This window comes from Deltaproteobacteria bacterium, from assembly GCA_026129095.1.
Classification (GTDB): Bacteria; JAGRBM01; JAGRBM01; order JAGRBM01; family JAHCIT01; genus JAHCIT01.
The window spans coordinates 33,597-51,830 of record JAHCIT010000008.1 but is presented as its reverse complement, the minus strand read 5'-3'; the positions used below and the strand labels follow the sequence as shown (position 1 = coordinate 51,830).

The window sequence follows — 18,234 nt, the reverse complement described above, 5'->3', positions numbered from 1 at the left end:
TAGGGGAACTACCGGCTCTGAAAGGCTGTCCAGATAGATGCATTCCGACAGGCAAAATCTTGTAATAACATTTCCGGTGAGGCTCGCACGAATGGCTGGAGCGGCCGTCGCCGTAGCCTTACTGATGGCATCCCCGGCCGCCGGGCAGTCTGCTCCGGCACAACAGAAGAAGGCCGCAAAAGACAGCAAGCCGAAGGCAGCGGCAGGCAAGGATGCCAAAAATGGCAAGGGCGCCTCGAAGGATGCCGCCAAGGCAACCGGCGACCGTCCGGCTCCCGGAACTCCGGAGCACGAGGAGTGGCTCCGGGTGAAATACCAGATCCTCAACATGTTCGGCCGCAACAACGAGTTTCCGCCCAAGGAAACCTGGAAGGATTATCCGCCGGTAACGGGCAGGGTCATGGTGGAGATCGCCTCCGATGCCCAGTCGGGACAGCAGCACCGGGTCCTGGCCATACATTCACTGGCCCATTTCCCGGAGACGCCATCGGCCTACAACACCTGCGACGCGATTGCCCGCAGCGAAACAGAGACAAAGTTCTTCCGGGATGCGGCGATGGGATGCCTTGTGTACGGCTATCCCGCCCGTGCCGTTCCGGCCCTGAAAGAAATCGCTTCTTCCGGTGAGCGGGGAATCCAGCTGTCGGCGGTGTCGGGCCTGACGCAGCTGAAAACGAAGGAAGCCGATGCGGTTCTGGAGAAGCTGCTTCCCGGCGTGTCGGAGCCGGTTGCGCGCCAGATGATCGAAAAACGGCTGAAGGAAGCCAGGGGCGGCTGAACTAGACCGTCACCTTCGATTTTTCCATCAGAAAGTCGATCACCTTCTTCTCGATCAGTTGTCCCCTGATCTGGCTGAGAGCGCCTTCCTTGTCCAGATAGGCGCGGAGCTTGTCTGCGGGCACTCCTGCCGATTCGGCCCGGCGGGCCACCTCGGCCTCGACATCGGTGTCGGTGGCCTCGAGCTTTTCCTTCTCGGCGATGGCCAGCAGCACCAGCGAGCGCCGGACGGCCTTGGTGGAGTCCTCACGCACGCTTTCCTTCATCTTCTCGAGTTCTTCCGGGCGCGGCTGCATTTTCAGACCCTGCATCTGGAACTGGGCATAGGTCCGCTGAATGTATTCCATGGACTGCGACTCGACGAGCGAGGGCGGCACATCGACCGGGTTCTGCTCGACGATCCGGTCGAGCAGCTTGCTGACCGCTTCGTTGCGCGCCCGGCTGGCCGCCGCCGCCTCCATGTCCTCACGGACCTTTTTCCGGAGCGCGTCCATCGATTCCATCTCGAGATCCTTGGCGAACTCGTCATCCAGCGTGGGCAGCACCCGCCGCTTGATGGCGTTACAGGTGAAAGTAACCTTGTAGGTCTTGCCCTGGATGTCGGGAGAGCCCCAGTCCGCGGGGACGGTGAGCTCGACCAGCCGGGTTTCACCGGTCTTCATCCCTTCGAGCTTGTCCGACAGGCCCGGAAGCTGCCCGGAGGCGCCGATTTCGATCTCCACATCCTTGCCGCCCGAGGAAACCTCTTTCTCGCCGATGGTGCCGGTGTACGAACCGACGAAAAACAGGCCGGTGCCCAGCGTCTGGTCGGCCTCGTTGGGGACCAGTATCGCGTGCTGCTGGCGCAGGTTCTCCAGCGTCTTGGCCACGTCATCGTCGGTGACGGCCTCTGCCTTCTGGGTGATTTCGATTCCGGTGTAGTTCTTGACCTCGAACTCCGGCTTGACCTCGAACTGGATGCTGAACTCGTAGTCGCGGCCCAGTTCCGGCTCCTTGGCATCCACGACCGGCTGGGAGATCGGCTGGAGCTTGTTCTCGTCGAAGGCCTTTTCGACCGTGTCGCGCAGGATCCGCTGGCGGACCTCATCCAGTATGGCGGAGCCGTACAACCGCTCGATGACGGCGACCGGGGCCTTTCCTTTCCGGAACCCCTTGATCTGGGCATACTTGCTCAGGTCCGTAATGACCTTCTGCCGCTCCTCGGCAAGCCGTTCGGCGGGCACGCGGATCACGACTTTTCGCTCGACACTGGAGGGACTGGAGATATCTACCTGCATGGGGTTCCCTTCGGAATGAACACGGCACGCGCCGGGCGGCGCTTCCCTATCCGGTCGGGGACCGGGTGACAAGAGGGGAGTCACGCTTGACATGTACCGGCCATTGGGCCGATATGGCGGCAGTTGAGATGCCGTAAACGGCTGGATAGAGCGGTGAAAGAGAAGAATACCCCCAAAGGACCCGTCCGCCGCCTGCTTGGCGCCATTAACAGGGCGCTCATCAAGCTGGGACACCTGATCGGGTCGGTCGTCAATCCGGTTGTGATGGCGGTGGTGTACCTGCTCGTCCTGGGACCGGTCAGCCTGTTGTCGCGGCTGTCGGGCGGCGACCCGCTCAGGCTGAAGTTCCGGTCCGATGGCGGAACCGGCACCTATTACGAAGTCCATCAGTCCACCAACGATTCTGTTGGCGCCTGCCGCCGGCAATTCTGAAACCAAGACCAGATGGAGCGGCGCCAACGGTTCAGGATATACGCCGCCGGCCTGCTGGGCCTGTTTATGCTGGCGACGTTCGGGCTGGCTGAATACGCAGCCCGGCAGATGCCGATCCGGTTCCACTACCTTCAGTTCGATCCCCGTGAGGGGAAAGTGCCCGAAGCCGGTGCCTCCTACGACTACGTGGGGCCTGGCTACCGGAACCGGATCAGTTTCAACAGCCGCCATTTCCGGGGGCCGGAACCCGCTCTTTCGGATGATTCGGTGCGGATCGCGTTTCTGGGCGACAGCTACACGCTGGCAGCCGAGGTTCCCTATGAAGCGAGCTGGCCGGTGATCACCGCTGGTCTGCTCGCCGGAGAACTGGGGCGGCCGGTCGAAAGTCTCAACTTCGGCGTCGTAAGCTATTCCATCGCCAATGTGCTGACGAGTTACGTCTACAGGGCGCGGGAACTCCAGCCACGTATTGCCGTTTATACGGTGTGCGGGAACGACTGGGAAGATGCCGATACGGCACGTGTTCTTGCTCCCGGGGATGGCGAAAACGTGGAACTGCTTCCGGTTCCCCGGCCGGGATGGTGGCAAAGGTTCAACTCGGCGGCGGAAAAACAGGTCCGGCTCTACAAGCTGGTCCGTTCCCTCCCCCGGATACTGGCATTCAACTTTGGCGGCAGGGGCCGGATGCCGCGCACATCGGCCGGAACGCCTGCCGAACGGATGCGTGTGTTTATTGATGCACTGTCGGAAAACCGGTCTCCGGAAGATCCGGAAACAGTCCGGCGAATCAGGAGATTCAACGCGATCACGGCCGAATGGGTTCGCCGTGTCCGTTCCGATGGAGCGGTCCCGTACGTTGTCTTTACGAATACGCTCAGGGACTGGCAGCGGCGCAGCCTTGCGGAGACGCTGGGTTCACTCGAAGTAAGGTATCTTGACCTGCACGACGAGGCGCTGTCCGATCCGTCCGGCTGGGAAAGCTGGCATTTCGACGTGGACGCCCACTGGAGCCCTCATGGCAACCGAAGGGTTGCGGAACTGGTTGCAGAACGGCTGTCGCCGGTAATGGACGCTCCGAAAGACGTGAAGTTGCGGATTGAGCCGGATAAAAGCCAATAAAACCGGTATGTTTGCGTAGTCTGGGTTACCTGTTCCCGTTGCCTGGATTTTCAGGCTACACAGTTGCCGGCGATATGCGGCCTGGGCAGCCGGACGGTATTTAAGGGAGTAGACGGCATTTCATGAATATTCTGGGAATCTCCTGCTGGTATCACGATTCGGCTGCCGCGCTGGTGCAGGATGGCCGGGTTGTGGGGGCCGCGAGCGAGGAGCGCTTCACCCGCAAGAAGCACGACGAGGAGTTCCCGCAGAATGCCGTCGAGTACGTGCTCCGTACCGGCGGAGTTTCCGTCAAAGACCTCGACGCGGTGATCTTCTACGACAAGCCGTTCGTGAAGTTCGAGCGGCTCCTCACGACTTATCTCGGGTCGTTCCCCTGGTCGCTACCGTCATTCGCAAAGGCGATGCCGGTCTGGATAGCCAAGAAGCTCTGGATCAAGAGTCTCATCCGCAAGGAACTGGACTACAACGGCGAACTGCTGTTCATGGAACATCACCAGTCGCACGCGGCGAGCGCCTTTTTGACCTCCCCGTTTGAGAAGGCAGCCATCCTGTGCGCTGACGGCGTTGGCGAATGGGCCACGACCACCTTCGGTGAAGGCGAGGGAAACCGGTTCAGGATCATCCGGGAGGTGCGTTTCCCGCACTCGCTGGGGCTCCTGTATTCGGCCTTTACCTACTATCTGGGGTTCAAGGTGAATTCGGCCGAATACAAGGTGATGGGACTCGCGCCATACGGTGAGCCCAAATACGTCGATCTCATCATGGACAACCTCCTCGACCTCCGCGATGACGGGTCTTTCCAGATGAACATGGACTATTTTTCGTACCACAAGGGTCTGCGGATGACGAACGGGAAGTTCGACCGGCTGTTCGGCCGCCCGCCCCGCCAGCGTGAGGAAGACCCCCTGGAGCAGTTCCACAAGGACATGGCCATGAGCGTCCAGAAGGTAACCGAGGAGGCCATTCTCCGGATGGCCCGGCACCTGCATCGTGAAACCGGCAAGGAAGACCTGTGCATGGCCGGCGGCGTCGCGCTCAACTGCGTGGCGAACGGCCGGCTGCTCAGGGAAGGCCCCTTCCGCCGCATATATGTCCAGCCTGCGGCTGGCGATGCGGGCGGGGCGCTCGGCGCGGCCCTGTTTGGCTGGTACACGCTGCTCAACAAACCCCGCACACCGGAGACCTTCTACCCTTATACGGGACCGGAATACTCCGATGAGGAGATCCAGAAGCATTTCGATGAAAAGCAGGCCCCGTACCGCAAGCTGAGCCGTGATGAACTTGTCCGTGAAACGGCCCGGCTGCTGGACGAGGAACAGGCCGTCATCGGCTGGATGCAGGGGAAGATGGAGTTCGGTCCGAGGGCGCTCGGCAACCGGTCGATTCTCGCCGACCCGCGCCGGCCCGATAACCGGGACCGGGTGAACCTCAAGGTGAAGTTCCGCGAGAGTTTCCGGCCGTTCGCACCGATCGTTCTGGAAGAGAAAGCCGAGGAGTGGTTCGATCTCCGGGGGCACAAATCGCCGTACATGCTGCACGTCTGCCAGGTCCACCCCCAGAAGCGGACGATACCGGCGGTGACCCATGTGGACGGTTCCGCCCGGATCCAGACAGTCTCGCGGGAGATGAATCCGCTTGTTTATGACGTGCTGGCCGAGTTCGACCGCCGTACCGGCTGCCCTCTGTTGATCAATACCAGCTACAACGTGCGATCCGAGCCGATCGTCAACTCGCCGGAGGACGCCTACCGGTGCTTCATGGCCACCAATATCGACTATCTCGTGGTGGGGCCGTATCTGCTCGACAAGCGGGAGCAGCCGGAGAAGAACCGGGTGGGCAAGGACTGGCTCGAAACCTTTGAGCTCGATTAACGGTGCGGCAGGAAGCCTTGCCACCCCGGCGGGACCGGAGTAATCCAGACGTCATGACTGATTCCAGCAACCAGACACCGGAAACCGGCAAGGAAGAGAGCCCGTTCGCGAAGGCGGGCGAGGGCGGCGGCTTCGTGCGGGATGCGAAGGAGAGGGCCGGTACCCTGGCGGAGTTCAAGGACTTCCTGATGGAGCGCAAGCTCTACTGGATGGCGCCCATCGTGATCGTGCTGCTGGCCATCGGGTTCCTGCTGGTGATGACGCAGGGCACTGCCGTCGCACCGTTTATCTACACCATCTTCTGAAATGGCCCGCGGAACTGCGCTGGCGGACGCCAATGCGGCGAAGCATCCCGTGCGGCGGCGGGTCCTTTTTGGTCTGGCCGCCATGCTGGGAAGCACGCTTCTCCTGCTGCTCGTGCTGGAGGGATTTTTCCGGATCGCCGCTCCCCAGGACGCGGCACTGTCCGTGGACACCAGCATCCGCATGATCGAGCCAGCCGGCCTGGAGAGTCCATACGCCGGTGATCCGGACCGGGGACTGGTCCTACGGCCCAATGTCAGGTTCATCAACTCTGCGCCGGAGTTCTCGGTCACAGTCCAAACCAATTCGGATGGTTACCGGGCCCCGGAGTTCGGGCCGCTTCTGGATACCGGCAAGCCGGTGGTGGTTGTCACCGGGGATTCGTTTGTGTGGGGGCACGGCGTGGAAGAGTCCGGGCGGGCCTTCGATCTGGTGGCGAATAGCCTTGGTGACCACATCTGGCTGAACCTGGGCGTGCCGGGGACCGGTACCGATCAGCATCTGCTTCACTGGCGGCGGCATGGAGAGGCACTGAAGGCCCGGCTCGTGGTCGAAGTGGTCTATCCCAATGACCTGATCGATATCCTCCAGGAGTTCCGGTATTTCCCCAAGCCCCGGTTTGTGCTGAACGGGGATGGTGGCCTGGACCTTGTTCCGGCACGGGAGAGCAGTCGTACGGTGCCCAGACTGCTTCCGGTTGACCGTTTCCTCAGAAACCGCTCTCACCTGTACGCGTTCTTCAAGGGCCGGTTGCGGAGTCTCCGCGCTTCCGGTGAAGCGCGGGGCCGTTACGATGACGTGCTGATGCTGTACCGGAAGGAACGCCCCGAGGTGCTGGACTCCGCGCTCCGGCTTCTCAAGGCCATCCTGTCCCTTTATGCTGCCGAAGTCCGCGCCACGGGGGCGCAGTTCGCGGTCGTGGTCGTTCCCCACAAGTGGGAGATGCAGACCAGTGGCCGTTACGTGAAGGATGACTGGGGGCGGACGGTCGAACTCATGAGGCTGAACCCGGACGAGTTCGACCTCTGGGCGCTGGACCGCGGGCTGAAATCCTGGGGAGCCGTGGAAAACGTGCCGGTGCTTGGCCTTCTGGAACACCTGATCCGCCGCGAGGCCGGAGACACCTGGGTATATTTCCCAAGGGATGGGCACTGGACGGCCGCCGGAAACCGGATCGTGGCCGAGACATTCGTCAGCGAGTTCTGGCCCGGACTCCGGCCGCAGCCAGTGGAGGAAGGCCAATGAAGTCCGGTTCCCTGCAGGTAAGCGGCCGGCTGCTCGAATACGACATCAGCGGGCCGGCGCATGATTTCGGCTTTGTCTTTGTGCACGGGCTGGGTTCGGACCGCCGCGGCGACAAGGCCCGCTACTTCGCCGAATTTTTCGGCCAGCGGGGCTTTGGCTATGCGGCGCTCGACACGACCGGTCACGGGGGTTCCGAAGGGGAAATACGCACGCTGACACTGACCCGGCAGATTGACGATCTGGCGGGCTTTCTCGGCTACATCCGCCGGAAAGAAGAGTGGACCGGCCGGGTGGTGCTGATCGGCTCCTCGCTCGGCGGGCTCACGTCGGCCTGGACGTCCGTCGAGGAGCCAGAGGGAATCGCTGGTCTGGCACTGATCGCCCCGGCCTTCCGGTTCGTTGACAACATCATGGCGGGTGTCGGTGAGCGCCGCGTGCGCGAGTGGCGCGACACCAACAGCCTGCGGATCGAGAGCCCGTGGCTCAAGCTCGATTTTACGTGGGATCTCGCCGCCGACTGGCAGGGCTACGGGCACGACTCCCTGGCTTCCCGGCTGAGGGTGCCCGCCCTCATCCTGCACGGAACGAGGGACGAGCAGGTGCCGGTGGACGATTCCCGCCGGGTGGCTGCCGCCTCTGGCGGGCGGGTGAAGCTGGTCGAGATTCCCGGCGGCGACCACCGCCTGACCGACCACAAGGAGAAACTCGCCCAGGAGATACTCGCCTTTGTCCGGCGTGAGCTGGGGTGGCCCGAGCCGTCGAGGGCGGGCTAGAATCCCGGCCGGAATGTTCCGAAGCTTTCGTCAGTCCCTTATCCGGTATTGCTGGACCGTGCTTGCCGTCTGGCTCGTGGCGCTGCCGGCCGGCGCCCAGATGATCGGCCCGGGACTGGCACCGGAAGAAGCTCCCCCACGGATAGACAGTTCGCCGCCCGGCGGGGTGTACGCCGGCGATGCACCGGACACGGATTTCCCCTACGTTGCTTCCACGCATGAGGTGCATACCTGGATGGGGGATGGAAACGTGCGGATCATCGATGTCCGCCAGTCCTATGACTACTACCTGGATGGCCATATCGACGGATCGGTGAGGATGCGGTGGACCGATTTTGCGGGGTGGGGCGAGGACGCCGAACCCTTCCTGAATCCGGACGGGCGCGTCGCGCACGACCACAAACGGAAAGAACTGGCGGTTTCACGTGCACGGCTCACGGTCCCGTCAGTCAGGGTCATCGTCGTCGGAAGCCCCGAGCGGGATTGGGGTGAGGCGGCCTATGTCGTTTATGCGCTCCGGCAATGGGGTTATCCGAACGTAGCCCTGATGGACGGCGGGGTTCCCGCCTGGAAATTCGACGGGCGCCCGTTCACGCGGTCATGGAGAACGCCGCCGCCTGCGGACGTGCTGGAGTATCCGCCGGACTTTTATACCCGCCAGACCCTGACGGCCCCGGATGTGGACCAGATCATTGCCACCGGAACGGTACGGCTGGTTCTGGACACCCGGACCTTGGGCGAGTTTGAAGGGAGACAGACTTCGTCTCCACTCCCTGTGAGGGGCCGGATCGGTGGCGCTAAACATCTCGAATGGACGCTGGTCTATCCCCGCATGCGGTGGCCTTCCGGCCAGTGGCTTTCAAGGGAGAAGATCCAGTCGATCGCAGTGGAACGGGGGATTTTCCCGGACACGCCGGTGGTCGTCTATGACTCCTGGGGGCTTCGCTCGGCTGCCGTCTGGCTTGCGTTGAGGTCAGCAGGTTACCGGAACGTCCAGCACTTCCCCGGCGGTTTCGCCGAGTGGACGGCCTATCCGGGCTACCGGATTGAAACCGGCCCGGCGTCGCCGCGCTAGCGGGCGTAGGCGATCCGCTTCATGCGGTTCAGGATATTTTCGGCAAGTTCGGCGACCGAACCCCCCTCGATCGTCTCCCGTCCGGGCGAGGGATACTCCCGTTCGAGGTGCGCCACATGGAGCGGGCCGTTCCGTCCGGCCCTGATTGTCACCAGAAGGTCCGCCACGGGCGGCTCGGCGGCGTTCTCCTCCAGCCGGGCCTCGGGGAGCCGGAGGCTTTCGTAATCCGTCTCGCGCAGCAGCAGTTCGTCGTCACTGGAGGCGAAGTCGCGGACTGTTTCGCGGAGTTTCAGGGCCAGTTCCGGCGGGGCTCCGTCCAGCGGGAGGAAACCGCTGATCCCGGCGATCGGGGAGCGCATCCCCGGCGGCGAGAGGCGGTCCAGCGAGGCGCGGATGGACGCGGCCGCCGCCTTGGGCGAAACATCCGGTTCTATCCGTACCGATCCATGGTCCAGAAGAACCAGCCGGCAAAGGTCAACCAGCGTGACCTCCATGACCGGCTTCATGGCGTCGCTGCCAGCGAGCCGGCCGATCCGGACGCCGATGCCGCGGGCCTCCCGGGAGATCTCGCGGAACTGGCCGCCGGTCCCCGCGGGAGCGGGGTCCGATTCGCCGATGATTGCAGCCTCGCGGAACTGCGCCATGAGCGCCAGGACTTCGGGCGCATCCGCGGCGGCGGGTTCGGTTTCCAGTACCGACCGCCACTGGGTGCAGGGGCCGGAGGCCGCCCTCGGGGCGGCGGGCGGCCAGACAGGCTGAATGCGTTCCGGCTCTGGCGGCGGCCAGACGTTGTTTGTGACGGCAAGGCCCGCCAGCGCCGCCATCAGCAGGAAAAACCAGTTCCGGGCGAGAAAATCCTTCATCCGCGTGGATAGTTAGCACAGCCCCGCTTGAACGGAAGTCTGCCGCCAATTAAAGCCGGGGCAGGGAAAGAGGTTCCTTCCAAGGATGGCCCGCCGCCAGCGGAAAATAGCTCCCAGCCTCCTGTCGGCCGACTTCACGCGGCTCGGCGAGGAGGTGCGCGCCGTCGAGGCGGGCGGAGCCGACCTTATCCACTTCGATGTCATGGATGGCCACTTCGTCCCGAACATCACCGTAGGCCCGCTCGTTCTCGCCGCCGTCCGCAAGGTAACGAAGCTGCCGCTCGACGCGCACCTCATGATCGAGAATCCCGACGTCTACATCCCCGAGTTCGCAAAGGCCGGAGCCAACCGGATCAGCGTCCACGTGGAGAACACGCCGCACCTCCACCGCACGCTCCAGCTCATCCGCAGCCACGGCGCCATGCCGGCGGTGGTGCTGAACCCGGCGACGCCGCTCGCCGCCCTGGAGCACCTGTGGAGCGAGATCGGCATGGTGCTCCTCATGTCAGTCAATCCCGGCTTTGGCGGCCAGAGCTTCATCCCCTCCGTGGCGGAGAAGATACGCAGGTGCCGGGAACTCATTGACCGGCACAACCCGGCCGTCGAACTGGAGGTGGACGGCGGCATCAAGGCGGACAATGTGGAGCAGGTTTGCGGCGACGCGGTGGACATCGTCGTGGCCGGTTCGGCGGTATTTGAAAGTCCGGATTATTCGTCTACGATCCGCCGCCTCAAAGGGGCCGGCTGACGGCCGCCCGGCCCGGCCGCAGCGCGGCAGGGTCCATCCGGAAAGTTTCTTTCGGGCTGTAGCGCAGTTGGTAGCGCGCTTGTTTCGGGAGCAAGAGGTCGAGGGTTCGAGTCCCTCCAGCCCGACCAGTTTCCCCCCCCCATTGACCCTTCGCCGTGACATCGCGCATGGATAGGCCATGCCGCCCGGTCCCAAGCCGTTCACACTTTTCCAGAAGCTCCTGCGGCTTGCGGGGGCCTTTCTCCAGTGGCGCAGCATCGGCGCGGAGCGGCGCGACCTTTCGGGGCGCACGATCCTCGTGACCGGCGGCGCACGGGGGATCGGCGCCGAGGTGGTGCGGACACTCGCCCTGTGGAACGCGCAGGTAATCCTTGCCTGCCGGGACGGGGCGCAGGGTGAAAAACTCCGTGCGGAGATACTCGCGGAGCATCCCGGCGCCCGGATCACGGTACTCGACGGATCCGATACGGCCGACCTTGAGGGGATGGTCCGGCTCGCGGGCCGGGTGAAGGACGCCCTTGGCGGCGGGGCGCTGGACGGCCTTGTCCTCAATGCCGGGATCGCCGGGCGGCGCTGGGGCACAAGCCCTCAGGGGCATGAGCTGCACGTCGCCACCAATGTGCTCGGCCATCACCTGCTGGCGAATCTTCTGCTTGACGATCTTGCGAAGTCCGGCGCGGGCCGGATCGTTCATGTGACCGGCGACATCTACGTGCTCGCCGGGGACTGCACGCTGGATTTCCGGTACAAGGACCGGCTTGCCACCCTTGCCTATGCGCGCTCCAAGCTGGGAGTGTCGTGGAATGCCCTCTCGATGCAGGAACACGTCGCGGCGCGGCGCCTTGCGGTCAGTTGCGTGGCAGTCCACCCCGGCGTCGTCGCCAGCGGACTTGTGAACGGAGGAGAAATCCTGAAGCGGCTCTTTCTCATCACGCCCGCGAAAAGCGCCCAGAGCATCGTTCATGCGCTGACCGGCGGCGGGATCCGGGGCGGCGACTACATCCATAACGTCCGGGGGAAGATGGCGCTGCCAGCCAACGACCCGGTGCTCCAGGAGGAAAAGCGCCGCCGGTTCTGGGACGAATGCAACCGGGCCTGCTCCCCGTGGCTTTGAGCCGTCGTGAACCCGGACCTTCAGGCACTCAGGTTGTAGCGGCGGCGGGCGAAAGCGGCGAAGGTGGAAGGGCTGCGGCCGAGCAGGAGGCGCAGCACCTGGCTGTTTCCGATGAAGTCGTGGCGGTCGTACCACTCGTTCACGACCTTGAAAACCGACATCTGGTGAAGGCTGTGCTCCCGGTCGTAGTCCCCCAGGATGAACGGCATGGGCTGGCTGTAGTTGTGCTGGAACTGCATCGCCTTGAACGGGCGGGCGAACGCCTCCGACAGGGACCGGGCGATGTCGTGGGCCGAAAGGTTCTCGCCGCTGCACAGCTCGTAGGTCGCCCCGTAGTGCGTCTCGCCTTCGGTGATGACCTTCACCAGCACGTCGGCCACGTCGTCGAGATCGACGAGGGCCTGGCGCCTGTCGAGATTCCAGCCCAGGAGAAACATCGACTGGTGGGGGATGACGCCCCAGGCGACCATCTGCATGTAGTCGGCCGGCTGGAGGATCGTGAAGTTCATGCCCGACTCGACCAGTTTTTCCTCGATGTCGCGCTTGATCTCGTGCTGCGGCAGCCCGGTGAGAATCGGATGCAGCACCGAGCTGAAGATGAAGTGCCGGACGCCGGCCCGCGCCGCCTGCCCGATCATGTTGAAGCCCATCTCCCGCTCCTTTGGATGGAACGAGGGGCCCACATGATAGACGGCATGGACACCCTGCATGGCCCTGAAGGCATCCTCGGCACTGCAGGCGTCGCCGACGACGACTTCCTCCGCTCCCAGCTCCTTGGGCCCCGGCGGCGGACGGTCGACGCGGCGCATGGCTCTCACCCGGAAGCCCGCCTTCGCCAGCCGCGGAATGACCGAACGCGCCTGGTTGCCGTTCCCAGCCGTCACGAGAACCGTCTTGCCTGCGCTGGTCATGGGTGGTTCCTTAACCCGTCTTCTGGTTCCAGGGAAAGTGGGAAAACTGCCACGGCACCTACTTACGTGTATAATAAATATATTAAAAACATATATTAACTATATGATATAACTATGTAAAATATGAGTGTCATATCCTGTCATATGTATCACTTACGGTATAGGCATGGACGGCACGGGGGCGCTGTCCAGAACCTAAGCAGGAAAGGCACCACGCCATGAGCATCAGCACTACCGCCGCAAAGGCAGCCAGAAAAGTGGATGAAGCCATCGTCCCGGCACCCGCACGCCTCACCGTGATCGGTCACGGGGACGCGGAGGGCCGGGCACGGATGGCGGTCGCGCACCTCCTGCGCGAGTCGGCCGGCCGTCGGCCGATGATCGTCGCCTTCTTCACGAGCGAGAAGTTCCGCCGCGCCTTCGCGGCCGAGTTCCAGCGGGTGACGGGCGGCGAGGGCCGCCTGCTGATGGAGAACGCCCGGAGCCGCCGGATCCGGGACCTGGAAGGCGTGGCCCGGCGGGCATGGCTTTACGGGCGGCTCGGGGCCACCGGCATCGTGGCTGAAACTGGCCGCGACGAGACGGCCGCCAACGTGATCGTCCAGCTTGGTCCGGTGGTGGGACGCCACCACGTGCCGGTGACGGTCGTCCCCGGCGAGGCGCTTGACGCCGAGTTCGCCAACTCCTGGCGGGTCGCCTACCTGTGCAGGCAGGCCGAGAGCCATGCGGCCACCGGCTTCAGCGCCGAGCAGGTGGAGCGGATCCGCCCCGGCACAGAGCTGCCGCACCGTCCGGAAGGCACGGCGCTCGCCCCCGCCTGCGAGCAGATCGCCGACGGCATCACGCACCTGCTGGCCGTCGGGTTCGATACCCCCCAGCTCGGCCTCGGATTCTAGTTTTCTGCTTCCTCAACCGGTTCCTTCTGCTCCACTGTCCTGGGGCGGGAGCCCACTCTCCCTCTCCCGAACACCCCCGGCGCCGATCCGCCGGGGGTGTTCCTTGACTCTCAAAACGGGACAGGGGTATAGGCGTGGGCCTTCAGGGGTGGCCGCCAGCTTGCGGATACCGGCGCCCGGCCGGAAAACCTCTGGAGAAACAAGGAGTTCACCCACATGGCCAAGGCCACCGCCGCGCGCAAGACAGCCCGTTCGGCAGCACCCCGCACCCCCAACACCGTCAACCTCGGCAAACTGACGCGCACGGCCAGCGACGAGAAGAAAAAGCTCGGCAAGCTGGCCATCCTGCTGGTGGGCTGCAACGGGGCCATCGCCACGACCGTGCAGGTGGGGATCGAGCTGTTCAAGCGCGGACTGGCGGACGCCGATGACAAGCACGGCATGCTGTCGCAGACCGGCACCATCCGTATCGGCGCACGCGACAACTTCGCGAAGATCAACGACATCGTGAGCGTTGCCGATTTCGGCGACATGGTGGTGGGTGGCTGGGATATCAACCGGATGGACGCCTATGAGGCGGCCCGCTACGCCAAGGTGCTCGATCCGGCGCTGGTGGACCAGGTGAAGGGTGCGCTCAAGGGCCGCAAGCCGATGCCGGGCTACTTCGAGAACGCCTATGTGAAGAACCTGAAGGCCGACATCCAGATCAAGGCGAAGAACAAGATGAAGGCGGCCGAGCAGATCATGAAGGACATCCAGACCTTCATGAAGAAGAACCGCTGCGACCGCGCCGTCGTGGTCTATGTCGGATCGACCGAGCGGTACCACGAGGTAAAGCCGGTGCACCAGACGCTGGCCGCGTTCGAGAAGGGACTGGTGAAGAACTCGCCCGACATCGCCCCCTCGCAGGTTTACATCTACGCCGCGTTCCGGCTGGGCGTGCCGCACCACAACTTCTCGCCGTCACAGGGCGCCGAGATTCCGGCCCTGCGCGAGCTCGCCCGCAAGAACAACGTTCCGTTCAGCGGCAACGACGGCAAGACGGGCCAGACCTGGATGAAGTCGGTCATCATGCCGGGTTTCAAGGGCAAGGAACTGAAGATCATGGGCTGGGCCAGCAACAACTGGATCGGCAACAAGGACGGCCTGGTGCTCGACGAGCCCGGCTCCTTCCAGACGAAGAAGAAGTCCAAGTCGAACCAGGCGGCCAACATCCTGGGCTACGAGATCGAGCAGCCGGTTCTCATCAGCTATTACAAGATCGCCGGCGACGACAAGCACGCGCTGGACCGCGTCGATTTCCAGGGGTTCCTCGGATACCCGATGATCATCGACTTCTCGTTCTTCTGCCGCGACTCGATCCTCGCCGCGCCGATGGTGATCGACCTCGCCCGGTTCCTCGACTGGGCCCGCCGCAAGGGAATGGGGAGTGTCCAGGAATGGCTCGGCCTCTACTCCAAGAGCCCGCAGCCGGTGGCCGAGGGTGTGCCGGTCCAGCACGACTTCTTCGTGCAGCGCGAGAAGTTCGAGAACACCATCCGTGAACTGGTCGGCGCGCCGATCATCACCCACCTGGGCGACGAATACTGGCAGCGCGGGAGCTGACCCGGAGAGGGCAGCCGCCGGATGGGCAGGTTCAGCGAGAAGTTCGGCCGGGGCGGGTTCACCACCTCGGTAGAGCTGACGATTCCGCGGGGCCCCGACCTCACGAAGACGTACGCCGAGTGCGAGCAGTATCTTGCCCGTTTTGATGCCCTGAACCTCACCGATTCGCCCATGGCCCGGCTCAAGATCAATCCGGGCATGGCGGCACACCTCATCCAGCAGAAGTTCGGCTGCGAGACGATCATCAACTTCTCCTGCCGTGACCGGAACCTCATCGCCATCCAGTCGGACCTGTTCGGGGACGATGCGCTGGGAGTCCGCAACCTCCTCCTGGTGACCGGCGATCCGCCGAAGATCGGCGATTTCCCGAAGGCGAAGGCGGTGTTCGAGTTCAACTCGGTGAAGCTCGCCGCCGCCATCTCGCGGCTCAACCGGGGCGAGGATTTCGAAGGCGGGAAGATCAACCGGGCGACGAGCTTCCGGATCGGCGTCACGGTGAACCCGGCCGCGCCGAAGCTGGAGGCGGAGATGGAGCAGCTCCACCGCAAGCTGGAAGCGGGCGGCCAGTTCGTCATCTCCCAGCCCGTCTATTCGGTGAAGGCGATGGAGCGGTTCCTGAAGGCACTGGAGCCGGTAAACGCGCCGGTCATCCTCGGCATCCTGCCGCTCAAGTCCTGGAAGTTCGCCGCCTACATGGGCGAAAACGTGCCGGAGATTTCCGTCGCCGCCGAAACGCTGGAACGGCTGAAAAAGGCCGGTTCACCGGAGGCCGAGTCCCGCGTGGGACTCGAAGTGGTCTGCGAGATCGCCAAGCCTCATTTGAAGCGGTTCCGCGGCGTTCATGTCATGCCGCTCGGCCGCGTGGCGAACGCCACCGGCGTTCTGGACCGGCTCGGACTCTAGGCGTACCGTCAGGGCGTCAGATCACCATCGTCATCATCGTGGCCGGTATCGGCCGGATCAGGGTCAGCCGTCCCGGCCTTGTCCGGTCCTGCCCCCGGTTTTTTCACACCCTGCTTGGCCAGCATGCGGACGAGGCCCGCCGGTATGCGGAACCCGTAACGGTTCGCCTGTTTCACGTGCTCGTTGGCCTTCTCGTCCTCGCCCTTGCGGAAATACAGCATGCCGAGGGACACATGCGCCGAGGCGAGCCTGGGGTTCAGGGAGAGGGCATGGTGGAGCCGTTCCTCGGCCTCGTCCATCCGGCCTTCCCGGTACAGCGACGAGCCGTAGTTGGCGTGCAGCCGTGCTTCCTCGGGATCCAGGTCGAGGCCGCGCTGGTAGCGGGCCCGTGCGGCCGCTTCGTCCCCGGCGTTCTTGTAGAAGCCGCCCCAGTTGAGCAGCAGCCCGGTCGAAAGGCCGTACCGCTCCTCGCAGGTCTGGAACATCTTCTCGCCCCGCTCGACCATGCCCGGCTTGCGGGACCGCACCGAGGCGGCTTCGAGACAGGCATCGACGCCGTAGTCCAGCTCCAGGGCCTTCTCCAGCAGCGACAGCTTTTGCTCCTGGTCGCCCTTCTTGTCGATCTTCCGGGCGAGGTTGTAGTACGACCGTGCGCCGAGCGGGACGCGGCCGATATCCGCCGTCAGCAGGCCGATGGATGACGACCACTCGCGGTTCCGTGCCTGTGCCACCGGCACATAGAACGCCAGAATGGCGACGGCCGCCACGGCGAGGAGGGCCGGGCTGCGGCCCTGCCGCGAGACGAACCATCCGGCGGCTCCGGCCACAAGGCCGGCCAGTGCCAGCGACGGCAAGTACAGGCGGTACTGGAAGGCCATCACGAGGTTCAGGAACGAGCTTTCCACGGAAGCGAAGGCGAGGAACGACAGGACGCCGAATGCGGCGAGCGGGCTGCGCCTGCGCAGGGCGATGGCCCCCGCCACGGCGCCGGCCCAGGCAAGCCAGGCGAGTACCGTCGTCGCCGGATCAAGCAGGCCGCGGGACACCGGGACGGCATATTCAAGGTGCAGACGGCCCAGCAGGGGAGCCAGCCACAGCGATACGTAGTGCCAGAGCACACGGCCCTGGGTCATCACCCGCTCGACCGAGTTGTAGTCGCGGTTGGCAAGCGGATCGCCGGCCGAGGCCCAGTGGACCGGGGAGGCCTGCATGTAGAAGTAGAACAGCACCGCCGGGGCCGCGGCCATGACCGTGATGAGGGTATAGCCCGCCGCGCACAGCTTCCGTTCCGGCCTGAGGAGCCATTCGTAGAGCACGATCACCAGCACGGCCGTCGCCGCGATTTCCTTGGAGGCCATGCCGAGGGTGAAGGCGGCAAGGGCGGTCACGGCGAATACTATCTTGCCCGATTCCCTCCACCGGACCCAGCTCCACAGGCAGATCACGATGAAGAGCGTCGCCATGAGCGCCATGCGCTGCACGGTGTAGCTGACCGCCGCCGTCTGGACCGGGTTCAGTGCCCACATCGCGGCCCCGAGCAGGGCCGAGCCGTCCCGCACGAGGGGCGTCCAGCCAGGCGCATGAACCCGCAATAGCGTCCTCAGGAGAAGGAACACCATCACGGCTGCCGCCATGTGGATACCGATGTTCGTCTTCAGGAAGGGTTCTGCCTTCCACTCCACCTTGCGGCCCTTCATGCTGAGCTGCTTGGCGTTGAGTGCGAAGGTCACGTACGGGAGGGGACGGTATTTGGCCGGGCTCTGGAGTGCATACGACTGGATGGAGCCCTTGCCCTGGACGACGGCGGCGAGCCTCTTGTTCTTGGTGATGTTCGGCAGATCGTCGAGATGGAATCCGCCGGGAAATACCGTTGACCAGGCAAACCACACAAGGCCCAGCAGCACAACGAGTCCGCCCGTGATGAGCAGCCTGCTGCTTTGGGGCTGCGATCCGCCTGAACCTGATTCGGCGGGGCCGGCGTTTTCGTTCGCCGTCTCGTTGACAGATTCCGGTGCCTGTGGTCTATTCACGCCGTCGTCGAGAGGGGAGTTCGTTTCCAAATGAGTACACCTGTCAATGCGCATATTACCGGGGTCGTCTGGAAGATCGTCGTCAAGCCGGGCGATCAGGTTTCCGAAGGCCAGGAAGTCGTGATCCTCGAATCCATGAAAATGGAGATGCCAGTCGAGGCCCCGTGCGCCGGGACCATATCGAAAATTCTCGTGAAAGAAAACGATTCCGTGAAGGAAGGCGACCCGGTTGCCGAGATCGACTGACGGCCGGATGAACCGGATTTAAGCCGGGCGGGGGAGTCCATCA

General features: G+C 63.9%; 18 protein-coding genes and 1 tRNA gene. 15 read left to right on the top strand and 4 right to left on the bottom strand.

Annotation, left to right across the window (positions count from 1 at the left end; translation table 11 throughout):
* Nucleotides 1–124: 124 nt before the first annotated feature.
* Nucleotides 125–778 carry a hypothetical protein gene (locus KIT79_12050; protein ID MCW5830034.1) on the top strand — a complete coding sequence of 218 codons (654 nt, stop codon included), beginning with the start codon at nucleotides 125–127 and terminating at the stop codon, nucleotides 776–778.
* Nucleotide 779: 1 nt separating this feature from the next.
* On the opposite strand, the gene tig is transcribed toward KIT79_12050, so the two are convergent.
* The gene (tig, locus tag KIT79_12045; GenBank protein MCW5830033.1) at nucleotides 780–2,054 is read right to left on the bottom strand and encodes a trigger factor; all 1,275 of its coding nucleotides are present in this window, start codon (nucleotides 2,052–2,054) and stop codon (nucleotides 780–782) included.
* A gap of 153 nt (nucleotides 2,055–2,207) precedes the next feature.
* Between tig and KIT79_12040 the strand changes: the two genes are divergently transcribed.
* From KIT79_12040 to KIT79_12010, 7 genes are all read left to right on the top strand, one after another.
* Nucleotides 2,208–2,486, top strand: a complete 279-nt coding sequence (locus KIT79_12040) for a hypothetical protein (protein MCW5830032.1) — start codon at nucleotides 2,208–2,210, stop codon at nucleotides 2,484–2,486.
* A gap of 12 nt (nucleotides 2,487–2,498) precedes the next feature.
* Nucleotides 2,499–3,605, top strand: a complete 1,107-nt coding sequence (locus tag KIT79_12035; GenBank protein ID MCW5830031.1) for an SGNH/GDSL hydrolase family protein — start codon at nucleotides 2,499–2,501, stop codon at nucleotides 3,603–3,605.
* Between the two features lie 122 nt (nucleotides 3,606–3,727).
* Nucleotides 3,728–5,479, top strand: coding sequence for a carbamoyltransferase (locus KIT79_12030; GenBank protein MCW5830030.1), 1,752 nt, complete (start codon nucleotides 3,728–3,730; stop codon nucleotides 5,477–5,479).
* 53 nt (nucleotides 5,480–5,532) lie between these two features.
* Complete coding sequence (locus tag KIT79_12025; GenBank protein MCW5830029.1) at nucleotides 5,533–5,784, top strand: hypothetical protein; 252 nt, start codon at nucleotides 5,533–5,535, stop codon at nucleotides 5,782–5,784.
* Nucleotide 5,785: 1 nt separating this feature from the next.
* Nucleotides 5,786–7,027 (top strand): SGNH/GDSL hydrolase family protein, encoded by a 1,242-nt coding sequence (locus KIT79_12020; GenBank protein MCW5830028.1) that lies wholly within the window; start codon nucleotides 5,786–5,788, stop codon nucleotides 7,025–7,027.
* Complete coding sequence (locus KIT79_12015; GenBank protein ID MCW5830027.1) at nucleotides 7,024–7,800, top strand: alpha/beta fold hydrolase; 777 nt, start codon at nucleotides 7,024–7,026, stop codon at nucleotides 7,798–7,800. Before KIT79_12020 ends, KIT79_12015 begins: the two co-directional genes overlap by 4 nt.
* Before the next feature lie 58 nt (nucleotides 7,801–7,858).
* On the top strand, nucleotides 7,859–8,875 hold the full coding sequence (locus KIT79_12010; GenBank protein MCW5830026.1) for a hypothetical protein: 1,017 nt from the start codon (nucleotides 7,859–7,861) through the stop codon (nucleotides 8,873–8,875).
* Here the strand turns inward: KIT79_12010 and KIT79_12005 are convergent.
* A complete protein-coding gene (locus KIT79_12005; GenBank protein MCW5830025.1) occupies nucleotides 8,872–9,738 on the bottom strand; it encodes a hypothetical protein in 867 nt (288 codons plus the stop codon). The two genes, KIT79_12010 and KIT79_12005, sit on opposite strands and share 4 nt — an antisense overlap.
* Nucleotides 9,739–9,823: 85 nt before the next feature.
* Here KIT79_12005 and KIT79_12000 point away from each other — a divergent pair, with 85 nt between their 5' ends.
* The 3 genes from KIT79_12000 (at nucleotide 9,824) to KIT79_11990 (ending at nucleotide 11,600) form a co-directional block, all read left to right on the top strand.
* Nucleotides 9,824–10,486: a ribulose-phosphate 3-epimerase gene (locus KIT79_12000; protein ID MCW5830024.1), complete on the top strand. Its 663-nt coding sequence runs from the start codon at nucleotides 9,824–9,826 to the stop codon at nucleotides 10,484–10,486.
* Nucleotides 10,487–10,538: 52 nt separating this feature from the next.
* Nucleotides 10,539–10,614 (top strand) — tRNA-Pro (locus tag KIT79_11995).
* A gap of 50 nt (nucleotides 10,615–10,664) precedes the next feature.
* Nucleotides 10,665–11,600, top strand: a complete 936-nt coding sequence (locus KIT79_11990; GenBank protein MCW5830023.1) for an SDR family NAD(P)-dependent oxidoreductase — start codon at nucleotides 10,665–10,667, stop codon at nucleotides 11,598–11,600.
* A gap of 20 nt (nucleotides 11,601–11,620) precedes the next feature.
* On the opposite strand, the gene KIT79_11985 is transcribed toward KIT79_11990, so the two are convergent.
* On the bottom strand, nucleotides 11,621–12,511 hold the full coding sequence (locus tag KIT79_11985) for an NmrA family NAD(P)-binding protein (protein MCW5830022.1): 891 nt from the start codon (nucleotides 12,509–12,511) through the stop codon (nucleotides 11,621–11,623).
* A gap of 218 nt (nucleotides 12,512–12,729) precedes the next feature.
* Between KIT79_11985 and KIT79_11980 the strand changes: the two genes are divergently transcribed.
* The 3 genes from KIT79_11980 (at nucleotide 12,730) to KIT79_11970 (ending at nucleotide 15,915) form a co-directional block, all read left to right on the top strand.
* On the top strand, nucleotides 12,730–13,407 hold the full coding sequence (locus KIT79_11980; GenBank protein ID MCW5830021.1) for a hypothetical protein: 678 nt from the start codon (nucleotides 12,730–12,732) through the stop codon (nucleotides 13,405–13,407).
* 216 nt (nucleotides 13,408–13,623) lie between these two features.
* Entirely contained in the window at nucleotides 13,624–15,012 is a 1,389-nt protein-coding gene (locus KIT79_11975; protein ID MCW5830020.1) for an inositol-3-phosphate synthase, read from the top strand.
* 21 nt (nucleotides 15,013–15,033) lie between these two features.
* Nucleotides 15,034–15,915 (top strand): methylenetetrahydrofolate reductase, encoded by an 882-nt coding sequence (locus KIT79_11970; protein MCW5830019.1) that lies wholly within the window; start codon nucleotides 15,034–15,036, stop codon nucleotides 15,913–15,915.
* A gap of 8 nt (nucleotides 15,916–15,923) precedes the next feature.
* Here the strand turns inward: KIT79_11970 and KIT79_11965 are convergent, their stop codons facing one another.
* Nucleotides 15,924–17,975, bottom strand: coding sequence for a tetratricopeptide repeat protein (locus tag KIT79_11965; GenBank protein MCW5830018.1), 2,052 nt, complete (start codon nucleotides 17,973–17,975; stop codon nucleotides 15,924–15,926).
* On the opposite strand from KIT79_11965, the gene KIT79_11960 reads away from it, so the two are divergent.
* Nucleotides 17,976–18,191: a biotin/lipoyl-binding carrier protein gene (locus tag KIT79_11960; GenBank protein ID MCW5830017.1), complete on the top strand. Its 216-nt coding sequence runs from the start codon at nucleotides 17,976–17,978 to the stop codon at nucleotides 18,189–18,191.
* The last annotated feature ends 43 nt before the right edge of the window (nucleotides 18,192–18,234 follow it).

Bases quoted from the DNA above. Each gene is read 5' to 3' on its own strand.
- KIT79_12050 (MCW5830034.1), top strand. From the start codon at position 125: ATGGCATCCCCGGCCGCCGGGCAGTCTGCTCCGGCACAACAGAAGAAG.
- tig (MCW5830033.1), bottom strand. From the start codon at position 2,054: ATGCAGGTAGATATCTCCAGTCCCTCCAGTGTCGAGCGAAAAGTCGTG.
- KIT79_12035 (MCW5830031.1), top strand. From the start codon at position 2,499: ATGGAGCGGCGCCAACGGTTCAGGATATACGCCGCCGGCCTGCTGGGC.
- KIT79_12030 (MCW5830030.1), top strand. From the start codon at position 3,728: ATGAATATTCTGGGAATCTCCTGCTGGTATCACGATTCGGCTGCCGCG.
- KIT79_12025 (MCW5830029.1), top strand. From the start codon at position 5,533: ATGACTGATTCCAGCAACCAGACACCGGAAACCGGCAAGGAAGAGAGC.
- KIT79_12020 (MCW5830028.1), top strand. From the start codon at position 5,786: ATGGCCCGCGGAACTGCGCTGGCGGACGCCAATGCGGCGAAGCATCCC.
- KIT79_12015 (MCW5830027.1), top strand. From the start codon at position 7,024: ATGAAGTCCGGTTCCCTGCAGGTAAGCGGCCGGCTGCTCGAATACGAC.
- KIT79_12005 (MCW5830025.1), bottom strand. From the start codon at position 9,738: ATGAAGGATTTTCTCGCCCGGAACTGGTTTTTCCTGCTGATGGCGGCG.
- KIT79_12000 (MCW5830024.1), top strand. From the start codon at position 9,824: ATGGCCCGCCGCCAGCGGAAAATAGCTCCCAGCCTCCTGTCGGCCGAC.
- KIT79_11990 (MCW5830023.1), top strand. From the start codon at position 10,665: ATGCCGCCCGGTCCCAAGCCGTTCACACTTTTCCAGAAGCTCCTGCGG.
- KIT79_11985 (MCW5830022.1), bottom strand. From the start codon at position 12,511: ATGACCAGCGCAGGCAAGACGGTTCTCGTGACGGCTGGGAACGGCAAC.
- KIT79_11980 (MCW5830021.1), top strand. From the start codon at position 12,730: ATGAGCATCAGCACTACCGCCGCAAAGGCAGCCAGAAAAGTGGATGAA.
- KIT79_11975 (MCW5830020.1), top strand. From the start codon at position 13,624: ATGGCCAAGGCCACCGCCGCGCGCAAGACAGCCCGTTCGGCAGCACCC.
- KIT79_11970 (MCW5830019.1), top strand. From the start codon at position 15,034: ATGGGCAGGTTCAGCGAGAAGTTCGGCCGGGGCGGGTTCACCACCTCG.
- KIT79_11960 (MCW5830017.1), top strand. From the start codon at position 17,976: ATGAGTACACCTGTCAATGCGCATATTACCGGGGTCGTCTGGAAGATC.